A 25,141-nucleotide genomic window follows, 5' to 3' on the forward strand; every position below is an offset into this window, starting at 1 on the left:
GATATTTATTTAAAATTTTTTATGATTGTAATTTGCGCAGTAATGCTAACAACTGTTTCTGTTCCTCGCGATCCAACTTGCAAAATTGCGCTGCTTGAAATCTTTCTTGTGGTGGAACAACTTCTTCATATAGTGCTTTTCCTTTTTCTGTTAAGGAAAGATACTTTGTTTTTCCTTCTTGCTCCCTTTGAACCAAATCAAGCTGCTCCATTTTACTTAAAATCTGCGTAACATTTCCTTTTGTAACGAAAAGCTTTTGTCCTAATTCTTGCTGCGTTAAACGATCCCCTGCTCCAACTTGCACTAATACATCAAATTGTGCAGCAGACAAATCCCATTTTTTTAAATGTTGATTCGTTTCCCTAATACTTTGGTTGTAAAAGCGTGATAAACGAAACCATACTAATAAACCAAGTCGTTCATCTGTTTTCATTCCATCACCTCACTAAGCTCTGTAACCATAGTTTAGAACTAAACTATAAAAATGTCAACCACTTTCTTTTTGTAAGTGCAAACTAAAACATAGCACCGGATTCACTATGTTTTAGTTTGCACATCTTCTCATATATTCTCTCATCTTTCTCTTCGCAAACACTCTTGCATCCTTCTCAATCCACCGCTCTTCATACATTTCATTGCCGACATACAATAATTTGCGTTCATGCTGCATATCATGCCGAAACTCATGCAACAATGTTTCTAATAATTGCTCATACCTCTCCCACATACAAACAAAAATTAAACGTTTTTCTCTATGATAAAATCCGTTTAGCGGAAATAAAAATTCTTCTTCCTCTTCTCCTAATCGTACTAACACATCATTCGTTTCACACGTATCACAAAAAAATACAGGTACCTCACGCCGCTCAATTAATGAGAACACGTCCCTCTTTACTTGATTTATATCCCATGGAAAATCTTCATCAAGTACATACCAGTTCCCAGCTTGTTGATATATCTTTTGAAATGGGAGCTGCATCTTCATTCCCCCTTTCTATTTATTCTCTTTTACTTTTATGCCATATTATCCCCTGTTTTAAACCTGCACCTACGTCACAAAATATTTAAAATTATATATGCAAAAAGGGTTGATTTTATACCTTCTATTAGATTATAATAATTATAAATTAGTAATTGGTATAAAACAATAAAAACGTGAAGGAGATTGATATTATGAATACACAAGTTATTGAAGTATTAAACAAACAAGTAGCAAACTGGAACGTTTTATTTACAAAATTACACAACTACCACTGGTACGTAACAGGACCTCAATTCTTTACATTACATGAGAAATTCGAACAACTTTATACAGAAGCAGCTACGCACATCGATGAAATTGCAGAACGTATTTTAGCAATTGGCGGCAAACCAGTAGCAACAATGAAAGAATACTTAGAACTATCTTCTGTTCAAGAAGCAGCTTACGGCGAAACTGCCGAAGGGATGGTTGAAGCAATTATGAAAGACTATGAAGTAATGCTTGGTGAACTGAAAAAAGGCATGACAATCGCACAAGATGCAGACGATGAAACGACATCTGATTTACTACTTGGCATCTACACAGAACTTGAAAAACATGCATGGATGTTACGTGCATTCTTGAATCAATAAGAAAAGCGGAAGCGACTCAGCAATATATCGACAATTCGACACGATACCTCGACGATATTCGACAACTATTACGCTAAAAAACCGAGCGGAACAATTCCGCTCGGTTTTTTATTTATCCCGCTATTCGTGGGTAGTAAAAAGTTTCACTTTATCCCGCATTAACGGGCAGTAAGTCCCCCACCTCAAGATGCAGAGAAAAGCGAAGAAGATAAATGGGGGCTAACTGCCCATAAAAGCCCGATTGGTTCAACTAACCATCAGTGAAAAAATCGCTCACTGATGGAAGTTTCACTTTATGTTAACTGCTTCCACTTATTCCCCATCACTGGTCGCTTGTAGTTTTTCATTTTAACAACCAATTCATTAGCAGTTTTTGCAGATACAAGCAATTCTTTATTCGACGGATTCATAAAGCCTTCCTCTGCTGCACGGTCCACCATTTGTAATAACGGTGTGTAGAATTCTGCAATATTTAATAATCCAACAGGCTTTTCATGAATTCCAATTTGGGACCAGCATACGACTTCAAACAGCTCTTCAAATGTTCCATACCCGCCTGGCAGTGCGATGAATGCATCAGCAAGTTCACTCATTTTTGCTTTTCTCTCATGCATTGTTTCCACTTCGATTAGTTCTGTTAAGCCTTGGTGAACAATTTCCCCTCTAAATAATCCACGAGGCATAACACCCGTTACACGGCCGCCTAGTTCTAATACTTGATTTGCTACTTCTCCCATTAATCCAACGCAAGAGCCTCCATATACAAGCTCTATATTATTTTGAACTAGTATTTCTCCAAGCTGACGAGCTTCTGTTTGAAACTCTGGACGCTCTCCAACATTCGATCCTGCAAATACACAAATACGTTTCATTACTCCACCCCAAAACTACATATTGTTATGCTACACTGTAATCATACTACATATTGGAAGGATGGGAAAAGGATGAATACGAATGAGTTTCAAAGTTGGGTGGAACAATTTTATTATGAGCGAGGATGGGCACAATATAATTCCTTTATTCGCGTTAATTTTTTAGCGGAGGAAGTTGGAGAAATTTCTCGCGTCGTGCGTGCTATTGAAATTGGTCGTGATCGTCCAGATGAACGAAAAAAGAGCGAAGAAGAATTAACAACTGAATTAAAAGAAGAAATTGGAGATGCTTTAGGAAATCTTATTATTTTAGCGCAAAAATATAATTTAGATTTACAAGATATTATGGAAACGCACGTTAAAAAACTCTCCAAGCGATTCGAATAATGAGTGAGAATTATTTTCAATCATGATATGATTATATCGTAATAATATGAAAGGGGCCTTTTTTTATGTTATCTCCAAAATTACGTGAAGCATTAAATGATCAAATGAACTTTGAGTTTTACTCCGCCCATGTGTACATGGCAATGGCGGCATACTGTACATCAGAAAGCTACGATGGATTTGCCAACTTCTTTCTTGTACAAGCAGAGGAAGAGCGTTTCCATGCAATGAAGCTTTACAATTATATTAATGATCGCGGTGAGCGTGCGATTATTACTGGATTTGAGAATCCAAATAACGAGTACGAATCCATTTTAGCTGCTTTTGAAATCGGACTCGAACATGAACGCGAAGTGACAAAACGAATTTATCACCTATCTGACATTGCATGGGATGAGCGCGAGCATGCTACAATTACCTTCTTAAAATGGTTCGTTGACGAACAAGTTGAAGAAGAAGCTTCCTTCGATAGTACCATTCAAAAATTAAAGCGTATCATCAACGATTCAAATGCATTATTTATGTTAGATGCCGAATTAGCCAAACGCACATTTACTCCACCAGCTGAGTAGTAGAGTAGAAAACTGAAACAGATGTCTTAGAGATGGCTTTGCCATCTCTTTTTTGTTCCAGCTTAGCTGGGCACGCAAACAAAAAAAGCATAAATCAACCGCTTTCGTCAATTTATGCTTCTTACATTGTAAAATTGAAATAAGGCAACAGATATAACGACCTGTAAGTTCGTAGATTATAGTCATTAAAATCGAATGCTTAATAATCATTTTTATGTTAACATAGGTGTATTGTAGTATATAATATACTCAGTTGGTAGACAAAGTCTTTTACTGGACAAGTCCATAAGCTAGAGGACGCAACTAGCCTTTTAAAATTTACTATTTCAGATTCGGTGATTACTTATAGTTCATTCGAATGTTGCAACGGTTTGAAAAGACATATTCACCGGCAATAGTAACTTTAAGAGCATCTTGCCCTAAATCTTTGTGTAAAGTTTTACAAATTTCCTCGAGTTGTTACGGACGAAGAAATCTTACCTATAATGGGGAATCTTCTTTCATTCCCCAAAAATTTAAGAAGTATTGCTATCGTAAAGGAGAATTGGAGATGCCAGAAACAATCACTCAAACAAAGCCTGAACAAGAATCATTACAAATTTCTGCTAGCCAAGGAAAGCTTGATGTACTTGATGAGCTATTAAAGCCTGAGGTTCAAGAGTCTTTAACTACATTAGTGGAACAACTTCCAAAATTAACTGAGCTCGTTAACATTTTAACAAAGTCTTATGATTTCGCTCAAGCAGTCGCTACTGATGAAGTATTAAAAAATGATACTGTTGGAGCAATCCAAGAACTTGCAGAACCTGTAAAAGATACAGTGAAAACCATTGCTGCAACTGCTATCGAAGCGAAAGATCGCGCTGAAGAAAGCAACGAAGTTATTGGTCTTTTTGGCCTTTTAAAAATGCTAAAAGATCCGCAAGCACAAAAAATGTTTCGCTTTGTAAGCGCTTATCTTCAAATTACTGCAGAACGCAATCATAAATAATTCTTTCTTACACAACAATTAGTAAAGACGGGGGATATCATACTATGTCAAAACAAATTGTCATCTTAGGTGCTGGTTATGGCGGACTTCTTGCAGCTTTAAATGTACGTAAACATTACAGCAAATCAGAAGCACAAGTTACAGTTATCAACCAATATCCAACACATCAAATTATTACGGAACTACACCGCCTTGCAGCAGGAAATATTTCTGAGCAGGCAATTGCTATGCCATTAGAAAAACTTTTCAAAGGTAAAGACATCGATCTTAAAATTGCAACAGTTGAGTCATTCTCAGTTGATAGCAAAGAAATTAAATTAGCTGGTGGCACTACTTTATCTTACGATGCACTTGTAGTTGCTTTAGGAAGTAAAACTGCTTACTTCGGTATTCCAGGACTAGAAGAAAACAGCATGGTATTAAAATCTGCTGCTGATGCAAACAAAATCTACAAACACGTTGAAGACCGTATTCGTGAATACGCTAAAACGAAAAACGAAGCTGATGCTACAATCTTAATCGGCGGCGGCGGATTAACTGGCGTTGAGCTAGTTGGTGAACTTGCTGACATTATGCCTAAACTTGCAAAAAGCCACGGCGTAAATCCAAAAGAAGTTAAACTTCTTCTTGTTGAAGCAGGTCCAAAAATCCTTCCAGTATTACCTGACCATTTAATTGAACGTGCAACTACTAGCTTAGAAGCACGCGGCGTTAAATTCTTAACAGGTCTTCCTGTAACAAACGTTGCTGGCAATGAAATCGACTTAAAAGACGGTCAAAAAATCGTTGCTAACACATTCGTTTGGACAGGCGGCGTACAAGGTAACCCATTAATCGGTGAATCAGGTCTTGAAGTAAACCGTGGTCGTGCAACAGTTGATGCATACTTACAATCTACTTCTCACAAAAACGTATTCGTTGCTGGAGACAGCGCTGTTGTCTTCGCTCCAGATGGTCGTCCATACCCACCAACTGCACAAATCGCTTGGCAAATGGGTGAGTTAATTGGATACAACTTATACGCAGCACTAGAAGGCAAAGCATTCGAAGAGTTCGCACCAGTAAACTCTGGAACACTTGCAAGTCTAGGACGTAAAGATGCTGTTGCTACAATCGGAGCAAGCTCAACTCCACTTAAAGGCTTACCAGCATCTCTAATGAAAGAAGCAAGTAACGTTCGTTACTTATCACACATTAAAGGATTATTCAGCTTAGCTTATTAATCTGAATGATAGCCCGAATCATGTTTATCTATGATTCGGGTTTTTATTTGATCAAAATTCTCTACATAACTTATTCAACAAAAAAGTGACATACACCTTTTAACATTTCTAAATATACTGTCTACTTTGTTACGATTTTGTGTATTGTAAATAATCTATGTACTCCTCTTTCTTTTTAAATGGTAAAGAGCAGTTCGCCATGCTTAGGCGGGCACAGAGGTAGTAGAGTAGAAAACTGAAACAGATGTGGCTTTGCCATCTCTTTTCTGTTCCGGTTTCCCCTCATCAAACCGTACGTGAGGTTTTCCCTCATACGGATTTCCGATGTTCTTCTTTCTTTGGCTTTCAGTTTTGTTCTAGCTTCCCACTTTCACGAGTGTGTATGTTGTTTTCTTCATCAAATCCTTAATACGACTATGTTTCTTTCGAACATTTCTTTTCTTGTTCCAGAAAAGATTCAGTCGTTCCAGAACCTACCACCCTATTTTGCCAAGCCATTTCTGCCCCATTGGAGTAGGCTATAATACTTCTTAAACCCTTGTAAGATTCGGTTTAACCCTTTCACCATCTCATTCAATTGTAGGTACAGTTTATTTCTAGGCTCTGTGTACTTCTTGATGCGCTCTCGCATGTTCTTCATGGCTTTCTTACTCGGTACGTGTGCCATGATATGCACTCTCTTCCCGCCCTTCACATGCTTTGGAAATTTCCGATGATGAAATCCAAGAAAATTAAATCCCTCTTTTCCGTCCCACGTATTCACTAATTTCGACTTCTCCTATTGCTAGGGTGCTCTTGACGAGGCGTCAAGATTCACTTTATGTTACGGTCTGCTAATTCGCTCGCACTTCTAGTAAGAAGTTACTTTGTCACAGGGCTTCAATCTTAGAATTTCTCCCCCCATTGCCTGTCAGTTACTAGGCGACTTGATTCTTACCTAGACTGGACTTTCACCAGTGAGCAGTGCCTAGCTTAGCTGGGCACGCAACAAAAAAAGCAATGAGCCTGCAGCTCATTGCTTTTTTTCTTTTTTATAGCATTACCCCAACGATAATTGCTGATAAGACACTTACTAATGTTGCACCGTATACAAGTTTTAATCCGAAAGAAGATACAACATTTGCTTGTTTTGCATCGATACTCTTCGTTGCACCTGCAATAATTCCGATAGATGAGAAGTTCGCAAATGATACAAGGAATACAGATAAAATACCAACTGTACGAGGTGTTAAATGACCTGCTACTTTTCCTAAATCAAGCATCGCAACGAATTCGTTTGTTACTAATTTTGTTGCCATAATTTGTCCAGCTGTTACCATCTCAGATGCTGGAATACCCATAATGAACGCTAATGGTGAGAACACATATCCTAAGATCGTTTGGAATGTAATACCGAAAATAGAATCAAATAGACCGTTAATTGCCGCCATTAATGCAATGAATCCGATTAACATTGCTGCTACTGTAACCGCAATTGTAAACCCTAACATAATGTACTCGCCTAACATTTCGAAGAACGTTTGGTGCTTGTCCTCTTGTAACTCTAAAATATCTTCCTCTTCACTTACATCGTAAGGATTTAAAATGTGAATGATAATAAATCCGCTAAATAAGTTTAAAACAAGTGCTGTTACAACATATTTAGGATCAATCATTTTCATGTAAGAACCAACGATTGACATAGATACTGTTGACATAGAAGAAGCACATAGTGTGTATAAACGATTTTTTGGTAACTTGCTTAGTTGATCTTTAACTGTAATAAATACTTCCCCTTGACCAACAATTGCTGCTGCTACTGCATTATAAGATTCTAATTTTCCTAAACCATTTACTTTACTTAATAAAAATCCAACTGCTTTAATAATAACTGGTAAAATTCTAAGATATTGCATAATTCCAATTAACACCGCTAAGAAAATAATTGGAAGTAATACAGAAAGGAAAAACGTAGATTCTCCCTTATTTACAAGTCCGCCAAATACAAAGCTAATTCCAGCGTCCGCAAATCTTAAAATTGCAGTAAAACCGTCAGAAATCCCTTTAACTAAATAGTATCCAATCTGTGTATTTAGTAAGAAATATGATAATGCTAATTGAATAACAAGCATTATAGCAATTGGCTTGTATTTAATCTTTTTTCGATCCGTACTTACGATAAACGCTAGTATAAATACAGCAATTAACCCTACAAGAAACATGACAAATTTCATATGTGAATCCTCCATTTTTTTTCGTCTCATCTATCATTCCCTATTAGTTGTTGAACGATAGACGTCTGACAATTCAGATTAAAAAAATAAGTTCCTCTAAAAACCATTTAACACCTACACTAGTAAGCGTTTGCATCGAGAAAATTTATATACTACATAGTTCATGTGGAATATGAGAATGATATCATTTTGTTCTATCCATAAGCAAATTGTAAGCGTTACCTTTCAGAAATGCAATATTTTTTTCAAGGGAAAAATAGCCAAAAAAAGAACATAGAAGCTTTCCTCTATGTTCTTTTTGCACTACTAACCTACTTGTTTTTCTTTTCCAGCAACTGAATCTTCCCAGCATTCTGCATTCTTTAATCCTGGGATAGAGCTTGCATGGAATACAGGATCTTTTCCTTGTTTCTTCTGCTTCATATAGTCTGTGAGTGCAGCAAATGCAAACTTACCAAGAAACGCAATAGCAATTAAATTTATAATAACCATAAAGCCCATAAATAAATCCGCTAAATCCCATACAAATTGGACCTTTGCAACAGAACCGAATACAATCATGGCTAACACGCTTATTCGGTATACCATCAACCATACTTTACTATTGTTTAAGAATCGAATATTTGTTTCTCCGTAATAATAGTTACCAATTAACGCACCGAATCCAAATAGGAAAACAAAGATAGCTAGACAGCCTGATGCCCAAGAACCGATGTGTTCACTTAATGCTGCTTGTGTAAGTGCAATACCAGTTAGATCTGGTTGTTTGTATGCATCAGAAAGTAAAATAATAAATGCTGTGCTTGTACAGATAATCAGTGTATCCGTTAATACGCCAAATGCTTGAATAAGTCCTTGTTTCACCGGATGGCTTGTTGTTGCCGTTGCGGCAACGTTTGGCGCACTTCCCATACCAGCTTCATTTGAGAATAAGCCACGTTTAACTCCATTCATAAGCGCTGCGCCGATTGAACCGCCCGCTATTTGTTTAAAGCCAAATGCGTTTTGAACAATAAGAGAAAGAACTTCCGGCATTTTTGTTATATTCGTAACTACAACAAATAATGCAACACCAATGTATAACACCGCTAGGAACATTACCTTGTATTCAGCCATTTTTGCAATACGCTGCACACCACCAAAGATAATCACAGCGAAAGCAATTGCCATGATAATCCCTACAATTAAACGATCTGTACCGAATGAGTTCTGAAAGGCAAGTGTAACAGTATTTGATTGGACAGAATTGAATACAAGACCGAAAGTAATCGTAATTAAAATGGAGAATAATACTCCCATCCAACGTTTGTTTAATCCTTTTTCCATATAATAGGATGGACCACCGCGGAAACCATTTTTATCTTTTACTTTATATATTTGCGCTAACGTACTTTCAACAAAGCTGGATGCTGAGCTAATAATAGAAATAATCCACATCCAGAATACTGCTCCAGGACCGCCTAATGCAATCGCAATCGCAATCCCTGTGATATTTCCCGTTCCAACGCGAGCGGCCATACCAACACAGAACGCCTGAAATGGGGAAATTTCACCTTTAGAACCAGCTTTCCCTTCCATTAACACACGGACCATTTCCTTTAACATTCGAAACTGTACAAATTTCGATTTAAATGTGAAATAAATTCCGCAAGCAATAAGCATAATAATTAACAATTTAGACCACATAAAATCATTCGTTATTCCAATAAACTTTTGTAAAATATCTATCATGTTTCACCCTCCCTTTTTTCTTCCCATAGATTAAATTATACTTTGAAATCGTTCAAAAAACAACAATTTTCGACAAAACATAACAACTATACATTTTTATCTTGCTAATTCTTTGTTTTTCTCACGAATACTCAATAATACAGATGATTACTCGAAAAATATTCATGTTATATTTTCTAACATGGAAATATAACATACAAAAAAAGCGCAATTCCTTTCTGAAAGGATTGCGCTTTTTTACATGATTTTTTGTTTTTCTCTATTATTCGGTTAACAGCCTAATATTTTATTAAGAAATATTTTAGAATCTACAATAAACTATTAGAATGTTAAAAAATAGCATTAGACTGAAGAAGCAATCAAATAGTGATGTATATAAAGCCTCCCAAAAACCTTTTAGGAGCTAGGAAAAGTACTATTTTATTTAAACAAGGTTGAATAATATCGTTTTTGTACGCTCATCCACTACTTCATAATAAATTTCTAATCCTTTTCGAGTTCCTGAAACGATTTTCGCAGCTTTCAACTTAGCTAAATGTTGACTAATTGTACTTTGAGGCATTCCCAATTTTTCATACATTGTTGTTACATTCGTAGGACCTTTTGTAAGCATTGTTTCTACTAAGCATAAACGCACAGGATGTGCTAATACCTTTAATACTTCAGCGATATCTTCATATTTTTCTATCATTTTCCTTCTCTCCTCTTTATATATAAATATTTTGTTTATAGCTTTCCACTTATATTATTCGAAAGGACATATGATTTTATGTCCGTCGTTTTAAAAAAAATTTTAGAAATTAAAAATCCCAACGTTTCATACTAACTAGAAGCGTTGGGATTTGTTATTATCTTTTCTTTTTAGAAGGTACTGGCGCTTTCCAATTTACTAACAAGTCAGGACTCGTTTTCTCTTCTCCTCGTTCTACAAGAACTGTTGCATCTTGGATTGTAGCAGTACCTTTATATTTAATAGCTTGTAACCTCGAAAGGTTTGCAACAACTTTAAAGCTAAATTCTCCTGCTTTTGTTGCTTTTGGAATTAAAACACGGAATTTTTCTCCTACGTTAAACTGTGTTTTTGCTTCGCCATTTTCATTCACAAACTTTACGCCTTCAGGTGCGTTCGTTGCTTGCACTTGATACGTGCCTTTTGTTGCATTTGTTTCCACTGTATACAAATCAGTTTCAAAGAAATCGTTTTTTAACATTGCTGTTTGCTTTTCTGTTGGAGTCACATTCATCGTAATCTCTTGCACTTCTGTGCTGTTCTCCGCATTTGTAACAATTTCTCTCATTGCTTTTCCTACATTTTTATTGCGATGATCTAAATCATTGATATCGATTTGCTTCAGCGCATTCCATACAGCTAGCTGCGTTGCATAATGTGCTTCTTCCCAAGTTGATACACCTAGCTCTTGCGGACTTTTTACCGGATACCCATTGAGTAATACGCGGTATACTCCAACATCCGTTTTTCCTATTTCAGGTAAATCCTGACCGCTTGGTGATTTTAAATGCACATTTAAACAAAAGGCAATTTTTCCATCTGCTGTTTTAATGAGTTCAGTTCGAATTGGTTTCTTTAAAGATTTACTATAACTCCAATCCATTTGATACTTCGTATGATCCATTACTAGTGCAAATGCCTTTTCAAGTGGAAAAACAAGACTTGAAATGATAATTAATACACTTACTAAGGCAATCCAGAACTTATACGATTGTTTTAAAATCATGCTTACAGCCCCTTTTTAGATTATAATAAAGAACATAGCAAATTTAATATGTTTAGTATTTAATTGCGGGACGTTTTTATACATACTATTTCGTGCAAAATAAATGCTCCTTATAGTAATGATTGCATGTAATTAGGTGAAACTAAAAAGAATACATAGTAATTCTTAATGCATATGAGACGGACGGTGATTACAAATAGAACAGCACTTAACTTATTTCATTTCTCATTATGGATATTTTGGACTAGTCATTGCTTTAGTTGGAGGAATTATCGGATTACCGATACCCGATGAAACTTTATTAACTTTTGTAGGGTATTATATATTTCAAAAAAAGATGATATTTTCTCTTGCCTTACTAACTGCCTGGTTTGGCTCTGCAGTTGGGATTACACTTAGTTACATATTAGGAAAAACACTTGGACTTCCCTTCTTAAGGAAATTTGGTCCTAAACTGCACATTACAGAAAATAAAATAGCTCGGACACAAAAGCTCTTTCAAAAAATTGGTCCACCTTTATTGATTTTTGGTTACTTTATTCCGGGAGTTCGGCATGTTACTGCCTACTTAACTGGCATTTCCCGTTTGAGCTTCCAAAAATTTTGCCTTTACGCTTACACGGGAGCACTCATATGGAGTTTCACTTTTATTAAATTAGGAATGGTATTCGGGAAAGATTGGCATCTGATCAGTCATTCCATTCACCGTTACGGTTTTATCTTATTGGTTGTATTACTCGTTCTCGCGCTTTTCGTTTTGCTATATATTCGCAGTAGAAAAGCAAACCCTAAGCGCTGCACATGAAGTTGAAAAAGAGGAAAGAGACTAAAAACAAAGAAAAAACACCTCCTCAATACGGAGGTGTTTTTTACATGAAATTTTCGTGATTATTTATGCGTTTTATTTGGCTTTTTTTTGCCTGGGTTCCCGTTGCCTTGACGCTTTTTATTTCTTTCAGCTTTTTCCTGTGTATCGTGCAATTTCTCTAAAAAGTTACTACTGTTGTCCACTAATGTAGCCTCCTTGATTATCGTTCCTTTGTTACTATAACCAATTGCATATAAAATCATGAAGGATCTTACTTTAATTTAATCTGAACTGGCGGCAATGTTTTCTCAGCGTGAAATGACGACATCCCCACTTCTAATACATAATCCTTTAAGCTGAAATTCTTCACGCCATACTCTCCGTCCAATTGAAACGTTGCCTGAAATTGTAGTTTTTCCTTATCTAATACTTTCACGGTACTTCCCTTTACAACATGGCCAATCGGTGCAAATTCCTTATCTATATACGCAGAATCCATTAGGTTCATTACCTCACCGCAATTAATTAGTTCATCCATAGATTTACGTTTTGTATCCACATTTTGAAGTGTGTACTGCACAATTAATCGCTGATTCTTATGCTGAATTTTATTAATAAGTATTTTCATATCACTACGGGTACTTTTTATTTCAAATGGTGTTTTTTCATCTAGCTTCACAATCGCTGGTTTTTCAGATAATCGTACAAAAGGATATATTGTAATACACTCTGCATTATCAGGAATTTTCTCGAAAATAGAACGTTCTTCAGGCTCTACATGACCACCCACTTTTTCTCTGCCAAATTCAATTCCTGAAGTAGACATATGAATTTCTTTTCCTTTATCATCTGTTATTTTATGGATTCTGGCTAAGTCATTCTCTCCTATAAGCGGATAAATTGCTTTGTAGTCAATCGTCGTTGCCCCTTTACCGATTGTAATATTTTCAAAGTTGAATGTATGTTGTTGATCCTCACTACTAATAGACTGCTGCGGGTTAATCTTTCTATTCTCTAGTTGCTTTACTGGAATATCAAACTTCCAGAATCCTTTCGTTTCACCAATAGATGTAATGGTAATTGGAAGTGTTGTATTCGAAGGTAATTCCTTTTCTGGATAGTCAATTTTGATATTCCCCAGCCAACCATTTTCTGTTCTCTTCCCAATAAATGAAGTGGAACTCTGCCATTTCCGACTCCCATCAAAAAGTTTAAAATCATAATAAAAACCATTAGCACCAGTATTTTTTATCCTTACTTGTTCAGGATTATCCACTTTAAATACGACACTAATCCGTCCACCATCATAATAAACACTTTTCATCGTTACACTAACACCATTGCTCACTGCTTGTTGATTCAATTCTGTTACAAGTTTACTTTCTGTGAGATCTTGTCCCATCGTATCATGAAAATAATTATACACTTTCCCTATAAGCGGTACTTCTGCTAATACTCGATTCATTTGCGGAAAAACAAACCCTGAACCTAGTACACACATACATACTGATGCTGCAGCTAACCATGCAATCTTTCTTCGTTTATCTTTTCTTTTTACTGGTTTTTCTTGTTGGGCCCTATTCATACCTTTTGTTATAGCAATATGTAATTCTTCCCGAGGAACTTCGATTTTGTTTATTTCATCATTAAACCACTGTTTATCCAATTCTCATCACTCCCTCCTAATAATTTCTTTAACGATTTTCTCGCCCTATGCAAATACGTTTTGACGGTTCCTTCAGGCACATGCATATGCCAAGCAATTTGGTTTATCGGAAGATCATAATAATAATGTAAAATAATTACGGTTTGATAATTTTCATTTAATTGTCCAATCGCTACTTGTAAATCAATGTTTTGCTCAATTTGGTTTACCTTGTTCTGTGCGTCTCCGTAAATAGCAGATTCCCCGCTATCTTCTAATTTTTGCACCTTCTTCTTCTCATTCAACAGCTGATAAGCATTATGTATTAAAATACGCGTCAACCACGTCAGAAAAAAGTTTAGTTTCTTTAATTGATCTAAGGATAAGTACGCTTTATAAACAGTTTCTTGTACGATATCTAATGCATCTTCTTTATTTTGCACATACATATAAGCAGTTCGATATAATTGGCCCTGATGAAGGTTAATGAGCTGTTCAAACGCTGCATCATCACCTTTTTTCGCTTTTTTCACTAATTTTATTTCATCCATCTTATCCCTCCTTCCACTTATTAGATAGAATATGGAATGTTTTGGTTTCAAAAATTTATATTTTTTAATACTTCAACATTACTATACAAGAAAACGCCTCAAGAAAACTTGAGACGTTTTTTCACCAAATTACTCTATTCAATTCATGTTTTTTACAATATCATAGCATTTTGAACAACATGACTATCGACATATTGCTTAAACTTTACGATTTTTCCATCTTGAAGTTCCCACACGTGAACAAAATCTGCTTGAAATGCTTTTCCAGTTTCTTTGTACGTTCCTGAATAAATACCTTCAGCAATAATAACATCTTTGCCTTTCACTTCATGATACGTATGAACACTCGCTTTATAGTCATTCCACTCGGATGCCAAGCGGCCAAATACGTTCTCCATGATAGCTTCTGCGCCAATGTATGTTCCTCCGTAAGGAAAGCCCGCTGCCTCTGTCCACTCTACATTCTTTGCAAGAGCTTCAAGTAAATGTTGAGCATTCTCGGAAGGTGGACCTTCATATGTGCTGCGAATAGTTTCTAAATTCGTTTGTTGATTCATGATTTTTCCTCAATGCGTTTATTTTAATAAAATTTCACAACATCTTCATAAGGTAAGAACGCTCTTTCACCTGGCTGTTCATTTGGCTCACCAAATGGCATTTGTGCTACTAAACTCCACTCTGCCGGAATGTCCCAAGTATGTTTCACTTCTTCATCAATAATTGGGTTGTAGTGTTGCAATGACGCTCCGATTCCTTCTGCAGATAAAGCCATCCATGTTGCATACTGTAACATGGCGCTTCCTTGATGAGACCAGAATGGGAATTGCTCTTTGTATGATGGCGCATTCTCTTGCATTGTCTCCACTGTTTCTTGATTTTCAAAGAATAAAACTGTTCCTACGCCTTCACGGAATCCTTTTAATCGTTCTACAGTTGCGTCAAATTTTTCTGCTGGAACTCGAGCGCGAAGTGTTTCTTTTACGATATCCCAAAACTTTTCATGTTCTGCATCCATTAATACCACTATACGGCCGCTTTGCATGTTAAAAGCTGATGGTGCATATAGAGCTGTTTTTAAAACTTCATTGATTCTTTCTTTCGTAATACTTTCGTTCTTTTTCACTTTACGAATAGAATGGCGGTTAATAATTGCATCTTTTAAATTTGTTGTAGTTACTGACATTTTTTATTCCCCCAATGAATGTTTGATTTAAAAATAATTTATATGCATAGACTTCTTGATAACGTATCTTCCACTACCATTTCAATCTAGCATTAGCAATATCCATCTAGATTACATTCCATGCCATCTAATTCGTTTCCTTTATTTTTTCTAATTCCTGATCAATAGCTTTCGCTAATCTTTCTTTGCTAGCTAGTCCTTGAATGACTTCATCACCAATAATAAACGTTGGAACAGCCATAATTTGCGCTTCTTCATACGCATGTCTCAAAGCTTCTCGTTGTACAGCTTCATACTTTCTTGATACTAATGCTTCTTTAAATGCATCCTTAGGCAGTCCAACTTCTCCCGCCAATTTTGTTAATACTTCAATATCTTCAATGTTTTGTTCCTCTTGGAAAAATGCAGTAAACACTCTATGGTGAAACTCATTTCCTTTTCCATGTTCCTTAGCAAAGTAGTAACCTTCAAATGCAAAGTTTGTATATGGATGCGGGGAAACACGTGGTAAACGCATTTCAATTCCTAATTTTTTAGCAGTAGGAAGAATAAATGAATCCCAAGATCCCAATTTATCTGGCTCTTTCCATGGATCAATTTTTGGATATGGACTAGGACGCAATTCGAATGGCATCCACTCTACTTCTACATCTTTTTCCTTTACAATCTCGTCCAAGGGACCTTTTCCTAAAAAACAAAACGGACATATAAAATCAGAATAAGCTTTAATTTTCACAGTCATATATATTCCCTCACTTTTCTTTTTATCAACCCTGGTTGTAACTAAATTAGTTACAACCAGGGTAAAAAAATATGTGCCTACTTGCACCTGCATACTTACTGCGAAGAATTGATTTTATTTACTAATGATGTAACGAGTTGTTCCATTGTTATACTCTCTAATACTTGCTCCATTGCTTCCTGCGCTTGAACTAAAATAACCTCTAAAACAGTTTGTATATTTGCTCCTATTGGACAATCAGGATTCGGCTGTTCATGAAAATGAAATAACTTTTCCGCTTCCACAACATCCACTGCCCGGTACACATCTAATAAAGTAATCTCACGTAAATCTCTTACAAGAGAAGCTCCTCCTGCACCGCGACGCACTTGTACAAAACCTGCTTTTTTTAAATATGACAGTACTTTACGAATAATGACTGGGTTTGTATTTACACTTTCCCCCATGTATTCTGAAGTACAAATAGAAGGTGGATTATTTTTCAAGAGAGATAAAATATGCACAGCAATTGTAAATCGGCTACTAATTTTCATATTTATCACCACCTAGTTGTAATCATTATAGTTACAACTAAATTGAAAGTCAAGCGGTCTTTAGTAATTACAAACTTATAAGGTGTAACCTCCACTTTTCACTTGTGAAACCTTACGAAACTGTCATCTTTATGTAAGGTTATTAAATAGTTATTTTACTGTTTCAGTGCAATAATAAAAGCATCAGAAACAATCATAAATTTTTAAATGTTATAGGAGAGTGTCGGTAATGATCGTAACAACAACTTCTGTTATTCAAGGAAAAGAAATTATTGAGTATATTGACATTGTAAACGGTGAAGCAATTATGGGTGCAAATATCGTACGCGATATTTTCGCTTCTGTTCGTGACGTTGTTGGCGGCCGTTCTGGTGCATATGAAAGTAAATTAAAAGAAGCACGTGATATTGCGATGGAAGAAATGAAAAGTCTTGCGAAGCAAAAGGGCGCAAATGCAATTGTTGGTATCGATGTAGACTATGAGGTTGTTCGCGACGGAATGTTAATGGTTGCCGTAAGCGGTACGGCTGTACGTGTGTAAATATATATAAGAAAAAGCGCCTCATTGGAAGTTGAGGTGCTTTTCTTTTTTATCCCGCATTAACGGGCAGTAAGACCCCCACCTCAAAATTCGGAGAAAAACAAAGAAGATAGATGGGGGATAATTGCCTGTAAAAGCCCGATTGGTGAGAGCTTCCCATCAGTGGGGTATGAAGCCCCCACTGATGGAAGTTTCACTTTATAATCATCCGATTCATGATGATTTTCCATCAATTGATACGAAGAATAATTATGTTTCCGCTACAATCGGTAATGTAATAATAAACCGAACAATCCCATTCTCATATTCTGCTCGGATTTCTCCGCCCTGCATCTCCACAATACTTTTCGCAATTGCAAGACCAAGTCCCGACCCTTCTGAGACCCTACTTCTCGATTGATCCTTTTTATAAAAGCGTTCAAATACGTTCTCAAGCTCTTCTTTTGTAAATTCTTCACTATGATTCGCAACAGAAATGCAAATGTTACGCCGCTGCTTTTGAAGTGAAACTGTAATTTCTCCCTCATCTTTACTATACTTAATTGCATTCATCAATAAATTATCAAACACACGGACAATTTTTTCCGAATCCAAGGCAGCGTATAGACGCTCTTCAGGAAATTCTTTCACAAACGAAAGATGATGTTCTTCTGCTTGTGGTACAAGTTCTTCGATTAATTGATCAAGAAGTTCATTTACACATACTTCTTGCTTTTCTAATGTGATTTTCTCATTTGTTAGCTTTGTGTACTCAAATAAATCTTCTATTAAATTCTTTAACTGCTCTGACTTTGAAAATGCAATTCTTACATACTCATCATATTGTTCCTTATTTTCATATTTGGCATCGCTAAGTAAACGTAGATATCCCATAATAGAAGTAAGTGGTGTTCGCAAATCGTGTGATACATTTGTAATCAATTCACTTTTTTGCTTTTCAATTTTCCGTTCTTTTTCAATATTCATCCTAATCTCTTCTGCCATATGATTAATATTTTCTGTTAATAAAGCCAGTTCATCTTGTCCCTTTTCCTCAATTCGATATGCTAAGTTTCCCTTCGCGATTTCTTTCACCCCTTGCGCCATCGCTTCAATCTGTTTCATCTTTCGCTTCGTTATATAGAAAAAAGAAAAAATGAATACGATAACGCCAATAAGAAATGGAAAAGGCCCTTCTGTCGTGTTATATATAACATCCCCTCTTGGAATGCCGCTCACGAACATATATAAATTTTTACCTTCAATTGTAACTGGGTAAAAAGTGATAAATTCTTTATGCAAGTCCTCAATTTCTCTTGAACCACTATTATCAATTGGACGGTTAATCGCAAAAGACATCACATTGCGAATGGTATCATGCAGGTTGATTTGTTCTTCCTGTGCTTGTTTTGTTTTATACAAAACCTTACCTGTTTCATCCGTAACTAGTACTTTTAAAGCATGCTGACTATGTTCAGCTTTTTGATTTTCCATATCAATCATGCTTTGCAACGCATCTACTGTATTTTCTCTCACTATGGTCTCTGCTGTGCGCTTTGCTTCCTCATTAATTTCCTCCATACCATTACGATAATCAATTACTGCATGTTGATTTGCTTTTTCAAAAAATGGAGCGGATAATCTTGTTACAAAAAAACCTAACAATGCACAAAAAATAAACGTAGTAATTAATTGAATCCTAATACTTCGACGAACGTGATGATTTAAAATTTTGTTTATTAACTCTATTATTTTTTTATTCATATAATAAAATGGTTTAAATATCTTTTTCAATCTTATACCCTACCCCCCACACTGTTTTTATATAACGAGGTTTCCTTGGATTTTCTTCCGTCTTCTCACGGATATTCCGAATATGTACCATTACAGTGTTATCAGATTGAAAAGGCTGTTCATTCCATATTCGTTCATAAATTTGATCCGCACTAAATACCATCCCGCGATTTCTGGCAAGTAACTCTAAAATCGAAAATTCCCTCGGTGTCAATTTCACTTCTTCCTCTGCAACAATCACCTCATGTGTTGCAACATTAATTTTCATATCCCCAATTTCAATTTCATTTTCGTCTTGTATAAAGCCTCCGCTCATTTTCATATATCTGCGAAGCTGTGATTTAATTCGAGCAATTAATTCTAATGGATTAAAAGGCTTTGTTACATAATCATCTGCCCCGGTTGTTAATCCTAAAATCTTGTCCATGTCTTGTGTTTTGGCAGACAACATAATAATCGGCATCTCAGCTATTTCCCGTACTTTCATACACATATGAATACCATCTACTTTCGGCATCATAATATCTAATACGACTAAGTGCACTTGATGTTTCTTTACTAACTCTAATCCCTCTGCACCATCCCCGGCCTGTAATACTTCATATCCTTCATTTTTTAAATAGATGGTAATGAGATCCCTAATTTCTTTTTCATCATCTACGACAAGTATTGTTTCTTTGCTCACAATAGCCCCTCCAACATTTTCAGCCTATCAAATCTTCATTGCATGATTCCTTTGATTCTTTACTTATAACTATCTGTTCTTTTCGATGTCTATATAAATAAGAAATACCAAATGCAGCAGCAATAGCTACTCCAAAAAACACGCCATACTTAGTTGTGAGTTCTACAATACGCTCTATGTTTCCTCCAAAGATAAATCCAATTATAAAGTATAACAATGTCCAAACAAATCCTGTAACGTATGAGTACTTGGCATACGTTTTAAATGGCATATTATTGATTCCAACTAAATAAGGAACAATATGTCTCACTACTGGTATGAAATAGCTTGTTACCAATGCATAACGTCCGTATCTATTCAGTAGTTCTTGTGATTTTAAAAGATACTTCATCTTCTTCTTTTTCATAATTCTATCAAGAATTTTCGAACCGAACATTTTCCCAAGTATATACCCTAAAGAGAGCCCTGACACAACACCTAAATACGTTAACATAAAAGCTGGAATTGGTTTTAATATACCCATCGATGAAACAAATCCACCGCTCATCACAACCATTTCATCAGGAACTGGCATCCCAATAATTCCTAACCATAAACAAAAAAACAAAGCACCGTAACCGTAATGTTGAATGTATAATAACAATTCATGTAATCCCATTCGTTACAGTCCTCCCTTATTCTTTTCCACAACAAAACACATAAGCTGGCGGGAAATTAAACCACACCTTTTTAAGTGATATCGCTGGAAAGAACTTCTGGATAAATGCTTTCTTTACGAGCGAATATTGAAATGTGATGAATTCACCATTCTCTTGTAATGCTTCCATAACATTGCTTAAAATACGTAATGATACTTCCACCGGTAAAGAAGTAAACGGTAATCCAGATAATACATAGTCGATTTTTTCTATATTTAACTCTTCGATGTACTTTTGAATATTTTCAGCCGATCCATGTACAACAAAAACGCTTGAATCATCCTCAAACTGTTTCTGTAGATCTTTGAAAAACACTACATTAATTTCAATCAGAATCAATGTAGTATGTTTCTTTTTTCTCTTCATTATTTCTCTTGTAAAAGATCCTGTTCCAGGTCCTAATTCCACAATATATTTCGCTTCTTCAAAATTGATAGCATCCACCATTTTTTTCGCTAATATTTTCGAGCTCGGAGCAATCGCCCCAGTGTTTTTCGGGTGCTTAATAAACTCAGTTAAGAATGTAATCAATTGCATGCAATATCCCCTCGCTTACTCACTATTATTTAAGATAGCTCTAAGTATAAATATCGTTTCTTAAAAAATAGCGAAGAGGTTTCTTAAGATTTTCTTAAGAAAATAAAAATGTCCCAAAACGAAAAAGATACTACTTTTTCGTTTTGGGACACACATTCACTTTACCTTTTTAAATGAAATAATAGAATAGGAACGAATACATCCGTTCCTATTAAAAAAACATATTTATATTGTATTACTTCTCAGAAAGTGCCTCCATTACACCTGCAACTTCTGCAACAACAATTTGGTTACCTAAAATCGGTGATTCTTGTTGTGCTTCTTGAGAACCTGGTTCTGGTCTTTTATGTGATTCTTTAAAAGCATCACTATTTCTCCAGTTAGTAAAGCTATCCATATCTTCCCAGTACGTGTTTACACTGATTTCATCATGCTCAGGTAAGTTTTGTGTAATTAAAACTTCAACTTTCACAAAACCTTCCATTTTTTGCAGTGCACCTGGACGAGTAAATGCTGGAGCCATCTTTTCTGCAAATCCTACTTTTGTTTTAATTCTGTTTGTAACAACAATCATCTTCAAAAACCCCCTTAATGTTTGGAAAACTTCTTCGAATTGAATATCTGCATTACATATATACTTTTTTCATTCATCCTAATGCTAGAATGATCTCTGTTTCTGCTTTCTTGCTAAATAACACTTAGCTTGCTCTAGTTTACCTTCTTCCATTCGGTAGACTTTGTCACAGTATTCAAGCATTCGTTCATCATGTGTTACCATAATGGTTAATTTCTAAATGTTACTTCTTTTGCTATAGTTGGACGACTTCATAGACTCTCTGAATATCAAAGCTTACTCTCGATTCATCTACTAAAATAGTAGAAGGACTGTTCATGACAGTGCGAGAAATAATATAAGTCACTCCTTTAGCTTTAAAATAATTAGTCACGCGTGACTAATTAAGATTATTATATACACTACAATTTTATTAGTCAACTGTGACTAATAAAATCTGACTATAAATTAAATTGTTCTATTTAGAGCATTTACATCAACTAAATATGCTGTAGAAATACTCACATATATAGCAAAAAAGAACCTGCTATACAGAGGTTCCCTTGTCTTTAGAGCATTTAAATTTTAGTACTAAGAGTTTGAACAGTTTTTTCAAGAAACGCAATTTCTGCTTCTAACATTGTTATTTTATGTTCTATTGCCAAGTTGACTCCAATCCTCATCTCATGAGCTGGAGTTTGTCTAAAAATATGAATGAATTTCTTATTTTTATTTAATCGTTCCTCTAGAGCCGGCAACGATTTTTCTAATGGCAGAAAATCAATAAACATTAATCCTATATCACCTTGATAATTAACACTCTCGGCTGAAGATAAGTTGTCCAATAACAATTTGTAAAAATATTGCTTACCATTTTCATTAATAGAATATACTTTGCGCGATGGTCTGTTTCCTTCTTGCTCCAATTGAACATCAATATATCCCTTTTTATGGAGTTTATCTAAAGTTGCATAAGCAGTAGGCTTTTTCATATCTGTAACTGTACTTAAATTTCTCTCAATAAATTCATTAATTTGATATCCATGCTGACTTTGGCTCATAAGCAAACCAAGCAGGACGAGCGAGCGCTGTTCCATAGAAATCATCCTTTCTAAACCATATTATAGCCGATGATGTAAATGAGAACTAGACAATAACTCAATTATCATATTATGAAAACCCCCGCACTTATCTCCTTGCAATCTTGAAGTGCGGGTTCTTCATGTATCCCCTCAGATGCTTAACACGAGCAAAATTGACACAGCTGCCTGACAGACAGTATAACTTCTAACAGTGCATTACATTAAAAATCAAAATTATCAGGATCTGGACCAACACGATGATTCTCATTCAAATCATCAATGCGTTTCATATCTTCTTCCTTTAACTCAAAATTAAATACATCTGCATTTTCAACAATTCGATGTTCTTTTGTAGATTTTGGGATGGTGATAACACCATTTTGTAAATCCCAGCGTAAAATGACTTGCGCAACAGATTTGTTATAGTTGTTAGCAATTTCTTGAAGTACTTCATGATTTAGTAATTGTCCTTGCATTAACGGAGACCAAGCTTCTAACTGAATGTCATGTTCCTGACAAAATGCTTGCAGCTCTTTTTGCGTTAAGCGTGGATGGTATTCTACTTGGTTTACCATTGGTTTAATCTCTGCATCTTTCATTAAGTCTTCAAGATGATGGATTTGAAAATTACTTACTCCAATCGCTTTTACTCGTCCTGCCTTATAAAGGGTCTCTAATGCTCTCCATGCCTCTTTATATTTCCCTTCTACAGGCCAATGAATCAAATATAAATCTAAATACTCTAGTCCAAGTTTATTTAAACTTGTCTCATAGGCAGCAATTGTGGACTCATATCCTAAATCTGCATTCCAAACTTTTGATGTGACGAATATATCTTCTCTAGAAATATCCGCTTGTTGTATTCCTTCACGAATCCCTTCTCCAACTCCTTCTTCATTTCCATAAATCGCTGCTGTGTCAATACTACGGTAGCCATGTGTAATCGCCGTTTTTACAGCATTCACTAACTCAGGACCTTCTTCTACTTTAAATACTCCAATACCAAACCAAGGCATTTGTACACCGTTATGCAAAGTTGTTTTATCTTGTAAATGTTTCGCCATTATAAATAAACCTCCTAATTATGAAAGAAAATTTTCTATGCTGCATGTCTTTGATCTTTTTGTTCCAGTGTTTTGCTCCAACCTGTTAAAATCACAGCTCCTAGAACCATTAATGCTCCAATCCAAGGCGTATGAATGAGTCCAATCGAATCTGTAATTACACCGCCTAAATAAGAACCAATAGCAATTCCAGCATTAAATGCAGCAATATTAATTGCAGATGCCACATCTACTGCACTCGGTACAAAACGTTCAGCTAACATCACGACATATACCTGTAATCCTGGTACATTCATAAACGCTAATAATCCCATTAAAATAATTGTAATAAGACCAGCTATCTTAAATGGAGCTGTGAACGTTAAAATAAAGAGCACAGCCGCTTGTGCAATAAACATATAGAATAATGCATGAATCGGATTCCGGTTCGCTACTTTACCACCAATGACGTTACCGATCGCAATCGCTACTCCATAAACGAGTAAAATAATAGTAATAGTCCCTGCCTTAAACCCAGTTATCTCTTGTAGTAATGGAGATAAATACGTAAAGACAACGAATGTACCTCCATAGCCTAAAGCTGTAATAATGAATAAAAGAAGTAAACGACCATTTGTAATCAAAGTAATTTGATCACGAAATGTTGTTCGATTACCTTTTCGCAAATTAGATGGAATAAGAATGCTATTTGCAATGAAAGCAATGATACCCACTACAACAATCGCTACAAAAGAAGCCCTCCAGCCAAATTGTTGTCCAACAAATGTACCAATAGGAACACCTGTAATAGTTGCTACTGTGAGCCCTGTGAACATAATCGCAATCGCACTTGCTCGGCGATTTTCTGGAACTAAATCAGCAGCAATCGTAGAGCCTATTGACATAAATAAACCATGTGAAAACGCAGAGACAACACGAGCAACTAACAATAAACTGATACTTGTTGCACTCGCAGCAATACTATTTCCAACAATAAACACAATCATAATCCAAAGTAATAAGGATTTACGTGACATACTGGATGTTAACGAAGTTAAGACAGGCGCTCCAAATGTCACTCCTAAAGCATATAAAGAAACAGTTAATCCAGCTGTTGTAACAGTAACGTTTAAATCTTGCGCAATAAGCGGTAATAATCCTACACTAATAAATTCTGTTGTTCCGATTGCAAAGGCACTTACAGCTAATGCCAACAGTGCCAATGTACTTCGTTTTTTATCTAAATTCACTTTTTCTCCTCCTCCTCGCCTTCTTGTTGTATCGTTCTATCTTTTCTAAACAAACTATATAGAAAACAGTATGGTAAAAATTCACCGGCAAATGTTATTATGAGATATAGGAGAAATAAAGAAAAGTACGTACTTTTAAGTAATATAGGAACTAAAAAGTTCTATAGGAACTAAAAAG

Annotated in this window: 29 protein-coding genes and 1 pseudogene; 7 read left to right on the forward strand and 23 right to left on the reverse strand. The window is 35.6% G+C overall.

What is annotated here, in order from left to right; translation table 11 throughout:
* Nucleotides 1–19 precede the first annotated feature (19 nt).
* Both ACFQZ1_RS00795 and ACFQZ1_RS00800 read right to left on the reverse strand, forming a co-directional pair.
* Nucleotides 20–433 (reverse strand): MarR family winged helix-turn-helix transcriptional regulator, encoded by a 414-nt coding sequence (locus ACFQZ1_RS00795; protein WP_377880201.1) that lies wholly within the window; start codon nt 431–433, stop codon nt 20–22.
* A gap of 111 nt (nt 434–544) precedes the next feature.
* Nucleotides 545–979: a DUF3920 family protein gene (locus ACFQZ1_RS00800; RefSeq protein WP_377880202.1), complete on the reverse strand. Its 435-nt coding sequence runs from the start codon at nt 977–979 to the stop codon at nt 545–547.
* A 194-nt stretch (nt 980–1,173) separates the two neighbouring features.
* Between ACFQZ1_RS00800 and ACFQZ1_RS00805 the strand changes: the two genes are divergently transcribed.
* Nucleotides 1,174–1,614 carry a Dps family protein gene (locus tag ACFQZ1_RS00805; protein WP_377880204.1) on the forward strand — a complete coding sequence of 147 codons (441 nt, stop codon included), beginning with the start codon at nt 1,174–1,176 and terminating at the stop codon, nt 1,612–1,614.
* Nucleotides 1,615–1,907: 293 nt separating this feature from the next.
* On the opposite strand, the gene ACFQZ1_RS00810 is transcribed toward ACFQZ1_RS00805, so the two are convergent.
* Nucleotides 1,908–2,486 (reverse strand): LOG family protein, encoded by a 579-nt coding sequence (locus ACFQZ1_RS00810; RefSeq protein WP_377880205.1) that lies wholly within the window; start codon nt 2,484–2,486, stop codon nt 1,908–1,910.
* Nucleotides 2,487–2,558: 72 nt separating this feature from the next.
* On the opposite strand from ACFQZ1_RS00810, the gene ACFQZ1_RS00815 reads away from it, so the two are divergent.
* The 4 genes from ACFQZ1_RS00815 to ACFQZ1_RS00830 all read left to right on the forward strand — a co-directional run bounded on the left by ACFQZ1_RS00815 (nt 2,559) and on the right by ACFQZ1_RS00830 (nt 5,659).
* Entirely contained in the window at nt 2,559–2,873 is a 315-nt protein-coding gene (locus tag ACFQZ1_RS00815; protein WP_377880206.1) for a MazG nucleotide pyrophosphohydrolase domain-containing protein, read from the forward strand.
* Nucleotides 2,874–2,938: 65 nt separating this feature from the next.
* On the forward strand, nt 2,939–3,445 hold the full coding sequence (locus tag ACFQZ1_RS00820) for a ferritin (protein ID WP_377880207.1): 507 nt from the start codon (nt 2,939–2,941) through the stop codon (nt 3,443–3,445).
* A 550-nt stretch (nt 3,446–3,995) separates the two neighbouring features.
* The gene (locus tag ACFQZ1_RS00825; protein ID WP_377880208.1) at nt 3,996–4,436 is read left to right on the forward strand and encodes a DUF1641 domain-containing protein; all 441 of its coding nucleotides are present in this window, start codon (nt 3,996–3,998) and stop codon (nt 4,434–4,436) included.
* A 44-nt stretch (nt 4,437–4,480) separates the two neighbouring features.
* Complete coding sequence (locus tag ACFQZ1_RS00830) at nt 4,481–5,659, forward strand: NAD(P)/FAD-dependent oxidoreductase (RefSeq protein ID WP_377880209.1); 1,179 nt, start codon at nt 4,481–4,483, stop codon at nt 5,657–5,659.
* A 481-nt stretch (nt 5,660–6,140) separates the two neighbouring features.
* Here the strand turns inward: ACFQZ1_RS00830 and ACFQZ1_RS00835 are convergent, their stop codons facing one another.
* The 5 genes from ACFQZ1_RS00835 to ACFQZ1_RS00855 all read right to left on the reverse strand — a co-directional run bounded on the left by ACFQZ1_RS00835 (nt 6,141) and on the right by ACFQZ1_RS00855 (nt 11,339).
* Nucleotides 6,141–6,422 carry a group II intron maturase-specific domain-containing protein gene (locus ACFQZ1_RS00835; RefSeq protein WP_377880210.1) on the reverse strand — a complete coding sequence of 94 codons (282 nt, stop codon included), beginning with the start codon at nt 6,420–6,422 and terminating at the stop codon, nt 6,141–6,143.
* A 268-nt stretch (nt 6,423–6,690) separates the two neighbouring features.
* Nucleotides 6,691–7,872 carry a NupC/NupG family nucleoside CNT transporter gene (locus tag ACFQZ1_RS00840; protein ID WP_377880211.1) on the reverse strand — a complete coding sequence of 394 codons (1,182 nt, stop codon included), beginning with the start codon at nt 7,870–7,872 and terminating at the stop codon, nt 6,691–6,693.
* Between the two features lie 306 nt (nt 7,873–8,178).
* On the reverse strand, nt 8,179–9,603 hold the full coding sequence (locus tag ACFQZ1_RS00845) for an alanine/glycine:cation symporter family protein (protein WP_377880212.1): 1,425 nt from the start codon (nt 9,601–9,603) through the stop codon (nt 8,179–8,181).
* Between the two features lie 424 nt (nt 9,604–10,027).
* Nucleotides 10,028–10,294: an ArsR/SmtB family transcription factor gene (locus tag ACFQZ1_RS00850; protein WP_377880213.1), complete on the reverse strand. Its 267-nt coding sequence runs from the start codon at nt 10,292–10,294 to the stop codon at nt 10,028–10,030.
* A gap of 157 nt (nt 10,295–10,451) precedes the next feature.
* Nucleotides 10,452–11,339, reverse strand: coding sequence for a thioester domain-containing protein (locus ACFQZ1_RS00855; protein WP_377880214.1), 888 nt, complete (start codon nt 11,337–11,339; stop codon nt 10,452–10,454).
* Nucleotides 11,340–11,535: 196 nt separating this feature from the next.
* Between ACFQZ1_RS00855 and ACFQZ1_RS00860 the strand changes: the two genes are divergently transcribed.
* A complete protein-coding gene (locus tag ACFQZ1_RS00860; protein ID WP_377880275.1) occupies nt 11,536–12,144 on the forward strand; it encodes a DedA family protein in 609 nt (202 codons plus the stop codon).
* 83 nt (nt 12,145–12,227) lie between these two features.
* Here ACFQZ1_RS00860 and ACFQZ1_RS00865 read toward each other — a convergent pair whose 3' ends face one another.
* The 7 genes and pseudogenes from ACFQZ1_RS00865 to ACFQZ1_RS00895 all read right to left on the reverse strand — a co-directional run bounded on the left by ACFQZ1_RS00865 (nt 12,228) and on the right by ACFQZ1_RS00895 (nt 16,801).
* Nucleotides 12,228–12,350, reverse strand: coding sequence for a DUF4023 domain-containing protein (locus ACFQZ1_RS00865; RefSeq protein ID WP_230574650.1), 123 nt, complete (start codon nt 12,348–12,350; stop codon nt 12,228–12,230).
* Between the two features lie 68 nt (nt 12,351–12,418).
* Nucleotides 12,419–13,813 carry a DUF4179 domain-containing protein gene (locus ACFQZ1_RS00870; RefSeq protein ID WP_377880215.1) on the reverse strand — a complete coding sequence of 465 codons (1,395 nt, stop codon included), beginning with the start codon at nt 13,811–13,813 and terminating at the stop codon, nt 12,419–12,421.
* Nucleotides 13,783–14,343, reverse strand: a complete 561-nt coding sequence (locus ACFQZ1_RS00875; protein WP_377880216.1) for a sigma-70 family RNA polymerase sigma factor — start codon at nt 14,341–14,343, stop codon at nt 13,783–13,785. The genes ACFQZ1_RS00870 and ACFQZ1_RS00875 overlap by 31 nt, the downstream gene beginning before the upstream one ends.
* A 152-nt stretch (nt 14,344–14,495) precedes the next feature.
* Nucleotides 14,496–14,900, reverse strand: coding sequence for a nuclear transport factor 2 family protein (locus tag ACFQZ1_RS00880; protein ID WP_377880217.1), 405 nt, complete (start codon nt 14,898–14,900; stop codon nt 14,496–14,498).
* 23 nt (nt 14,901–14,923) lie between these two features.
* Nucleotides 14,924–15,526, reverse strand: coding sequence for a nitroreductase family protein (locus ACFQZ1_RS00885; protein ID WP_377880219.1), 603 nt, complete (start codon nt 15,524–15,526; stop codon nt 14,924–14,926).
* Between the two features lie 92 nt (nt 15,527–15,618).
* Nucleotides 15,619–16,268 (reverse strand): annotated as a pseudogene (locus ACFQZ1_RS00890) (DsbA family oxidoreductase).
* A gap of 95 nt (nt 16,269–16,363) precedes the next feature.
* Nucleotides 16,364–16,801, reverse strand: coding sequence for an Rrf2 family transcriptional regulator (locus tag ACFQZ1_RS00895; protein WP_377880220.1), 438 nt, complete (start codon nt 16,799–16,801; stop codon nt 16,364–16,366).
* A 229-nt stretch (nt 16,802–17,030) separates the two neighbouring features.
* Between ACFQZ1_RS00895 and ACFQZ1_RS00900 the strand changes: the two genes are divergently transcribed.
* Complete coding sequence (locus ACFQZ1_RS00900) at nt 17,031–17,342, forward strand: heavy metal-binding domain-containing protein (RefSeq protein ID WP_154711262.1); 312 nt, start codon at nt 17,031–17,033, stop codon at nt 17,340–17,342.
* 249 nt (nt 17,343–17,591) lie between these two features.
* Here ACFQZ1_RS00900 and ACFQZ1_RS00905 read toward each other — a convergent pair whose 3' ends face one another.
* The 8 genes from ACFQZ1_RS00905 to ACFQZ1_RS00940 form a co-directional block, all read right to left on the reverse strand.
* A complete protein-coding gene (locus ACFQZ1_RS00905; protein ID WP_377880221.1) occupies nt 17,592–19,115 on the reverse strand; it encodes a HAMP domain-containing sensor histidine kinase in 1,524 nt (507 codons plus the stop codon).
* Nucleotides 19,099–19,800 carry a response regulator transcription factor gene (locus ACFQZ1_RS00910; protein WP_336482369.1) on the reverse strand — a complete coding sequence of 234 codons (702 nt, stop codon included), beginning with the start codon at nt 19,798–19,800 and terminating at the stop codon, nt 19,099–19,101. Before ACFQZ1_RS00910 ends, ACFQZ1_RS00905 begins: the two co-directional genes overlap by 17 nt.
* A gap of 19 nt (nt 19,801–19,819) precedes the next feature.
* Nucleotides 19,820–20,458: a DedA family protein gene (locus tag ACFQZ1_RS00915; protein ID WP_377880222.1), complete on the reverse strand. Its 639-nt coding sequence runs from the start codon at nt 20,456–20,458 to the stop codon at nt 19,820–19,822.
* A 16-nt stretch (nt 20,459–20,474) separates the two neighbouring features.
* Nucleotides 20,475–21,035 (reverse strand): class I SAM-dependent methyltransferase, encoded by a 561-nt coding sequence (locus ACFQZ1_RS00920; RefSeq protein ID WP_377880223.1) that lies wholly within the window; start codon nt 21,033–21,035, stop codon nt 20,475–20,477.
* Nucleotides 21,036–21,270: 235 nt separating this feature from the next.
* A complete protein-coding gene (locus ACFQZ1_RS00925) occupies nt 21,271–21,609 on the reverse strand; it encodes a heme oxygenase (RefSeq protein WP_377880224.1) in 339 nt (112 codons plus the stop codon).
* 557 nt (nt 21,610–22,166) lie between these two features.
* A complete protein-coding gene (locus tag ACFQZ1_RS00930) occupies nt 22,167–22,685 on the reverse strand; it encodes a PadR family transcriptional regulator (protein ID WP_377880225.1) in 519 nt (172 codons plus the stop codon).
* Between the two features lie 206 nt (nt 22,686–22,891).
* Nucleotides 22,892–23,734 carry an aldo/keto reductase gene (locus ACFQZ1_RS00935; RefSeq protein ID WP_377880226.1) on the reverse strand — a complete coding sequence of 281 codons (843 nt, stop codon included), beginning with the start codon at nt 23,732–23,734 and terminating at the stop codon, nt 22,892–22,894.
* A gap of 35 nt (nt 23,735–23,769) precedes the next feature.
* Nucleotides 23,770–24,963: an MFS transporter gene (locus tag ACFQZ1_RS00940; RefSeq protein WP_377880227.1), complete on the reverse strand. Its 1,194-nt coding sequence runs from the start codon at nt 24,961–24,963 to the stop codon at nt 23,770–23,772.
* Between the last annotated feature and the right edge of the window lie 178 nt (nt 24,964–25,141).

The sequence above is a fragment of the Bacillus sp. CGMCC 1.60114 genome, assembly GCF_042676365.1.
Taxonomy (GTDB): domain Bacteria; phylum Bacillota; class Bacilli; order Bacillales; family Bacillaceae_G; genus Bacillus_A; species Bacillus_A rhizoplanae_A.

Bases quoted from the DNA above. Each gene is read 5' to 3' on its own strand.
- ACFQZ1_RS00915 (WP_377880222.1), bottom strand. From the start codon at position 20,458: ATGGGATTACATGAATTGTTATTATACATTCAACATTACGGTTACGGT.
- ACFQZ1_RS00850 (WP_377880213.1), bottom strand. From the start codon at position 10,294: ATGATAGAAAAATATGAAGATATCGCTGAAGTATTAAAGGTATTAGCA.
- ACFQZ1_RS00795 (WP_377880201.1), bottom strand. From the start codon at position 433: ATGAAAACAGATGAACGACTTGGTTTATTAGTATGGTTTCGTTTATCA.
- ACFQZ1_RS00845 (WP_377880212.1), bottom strand. From the start codon at position 9,603: ATGATAGATATTTTACAAAAGTTTATTGGAATAACGAATGATTTTATG.
- ACFQZ1_RS00875 (WP_377880216.1), bottom strand. From the start codon at position 14,343: ATGGATGAAATAAAATTAGTGAAAAAAGCGAAAAAAGGTGATGATGCA.
- ACFQZ1_RS00880 (WP_377880217.1), bottom strand. From the start codon at position 14,900: ATGAATCAACAAACGAATTTAGAAACTATTCGCAGCACATATGAAGGT.
- ACFQZ1_RS00930 (WP_377880225.1), bottom strand. From the start codon at position 22,685: ATGGAACAGCGCTCGCTCGTCCTGCTTGGTTTGCTTATGAGCCAAAGT.
- ACFQZ1_RS00815 (WP_377880206.1), top strand. From the start codon at position 2,559: ATGAATACGAATGAGTTTCAAAGTTGGGTGGAACAATTTTATTATGAG.
- ACFQZ1_RS00800 (WP_377880202.1), bottom strand. From the start codon at position 979: ATGCAGCTCCCATTTCAAAAGATATATCAACAAGCTGGGAACTGGTAT.
- ACFQZ1_RS00825 (WP_377880208.1), top strand. From the start codon at position 3,996: ATGCCAGAAACAATCACTCAAACAAAGCCTGAACAAGAATCATTACAA.
- ACFQZ1_RS00900 (WP_154711262.1), top strand. From the start codon at position 17,031: ATGATCGTAACAACAACTTCTGTTATTCAAGGAAAAGAAATTATTGAG.
- ACFQZ1_RS00920 (WP_377880223.1), bottom strand. From the start codon at position 21,035: ATGCAATTGATTACATTCTTAACTGAGTTTATTAAGCACCCGAAAAAC.
- ACFQZ1_RS00805 (WP_377880204.1), top strand. From the start codon at position 1,174: ATGAATACACAAGTTATTGAAGTATTAAACAAACAAGTAGCAAACTGG.
- ACFQZ1_RS00810 (WP_377880205.1), bottom strand. From the start codon at position 2,486: ATGAAACGTATTTGTGTATTTGCAGGATCGAATGTTGGAGAGCGTCCA.
- ACFQZ1_RS00885 (WP_377880219.1), bottom strand. From the start codon at position 15,526: ATGTCAGTAACTACAACAAATTTAAAAGATGCAATTATTAACCGCCAT.
- ACFQZ1_RS00820 (WP_377880207.1), top strand. From the start codon at position 2,939: ATGTTATCTCCAAAATTACGTGAAGCATTAAATGATCAAATGAACTTT.
- ACFQZ1_RS00895 (WP_377880220.1), bottom strand. From the start codon at position 16,801: ATGAAAATTAGTAGCCGATTTACAATTGCTGTGCATATTTTATCTCTC.
- ACFQZ1_RS00855 (WP_377880214.1), bottom strand. From the start codon at position 11,339: ATGATTTTAAAACAATCGTATAAGTTCTGGATTGCCTTAGTAAGTGTA.
- ACFQZ1_RS00830 (WP_377880209.1), top strand. From the start codon at position 4,481: ATGTCAAAACAAATTGTCATCTTAGGTGCTGGTTATGGCGGACTTCTT.
- ACFQZ1_RS00935 (WP_377880226.1), bottom strand. From the start codon at position 23,734: ATGGCGAAACATTTACAAGATAAAACAACTTTGCATAACGGTGTACAA.
- ACFQZ1_RS00840 (WP_377880211.1), bottom strand. From the start codon at position 7,872: ATGAAATTTGTCATGTTTCTTGTAGGGTTAATTGCTGTATTTATACTA.
- ACFQZ1_RS00925 (WP_377880224.1), bottom strand. From the start codon at position 21,609: ATGATTGTTGTTACAAACAGAATTAAAACAAAAGTAGGATTTGCAGAA.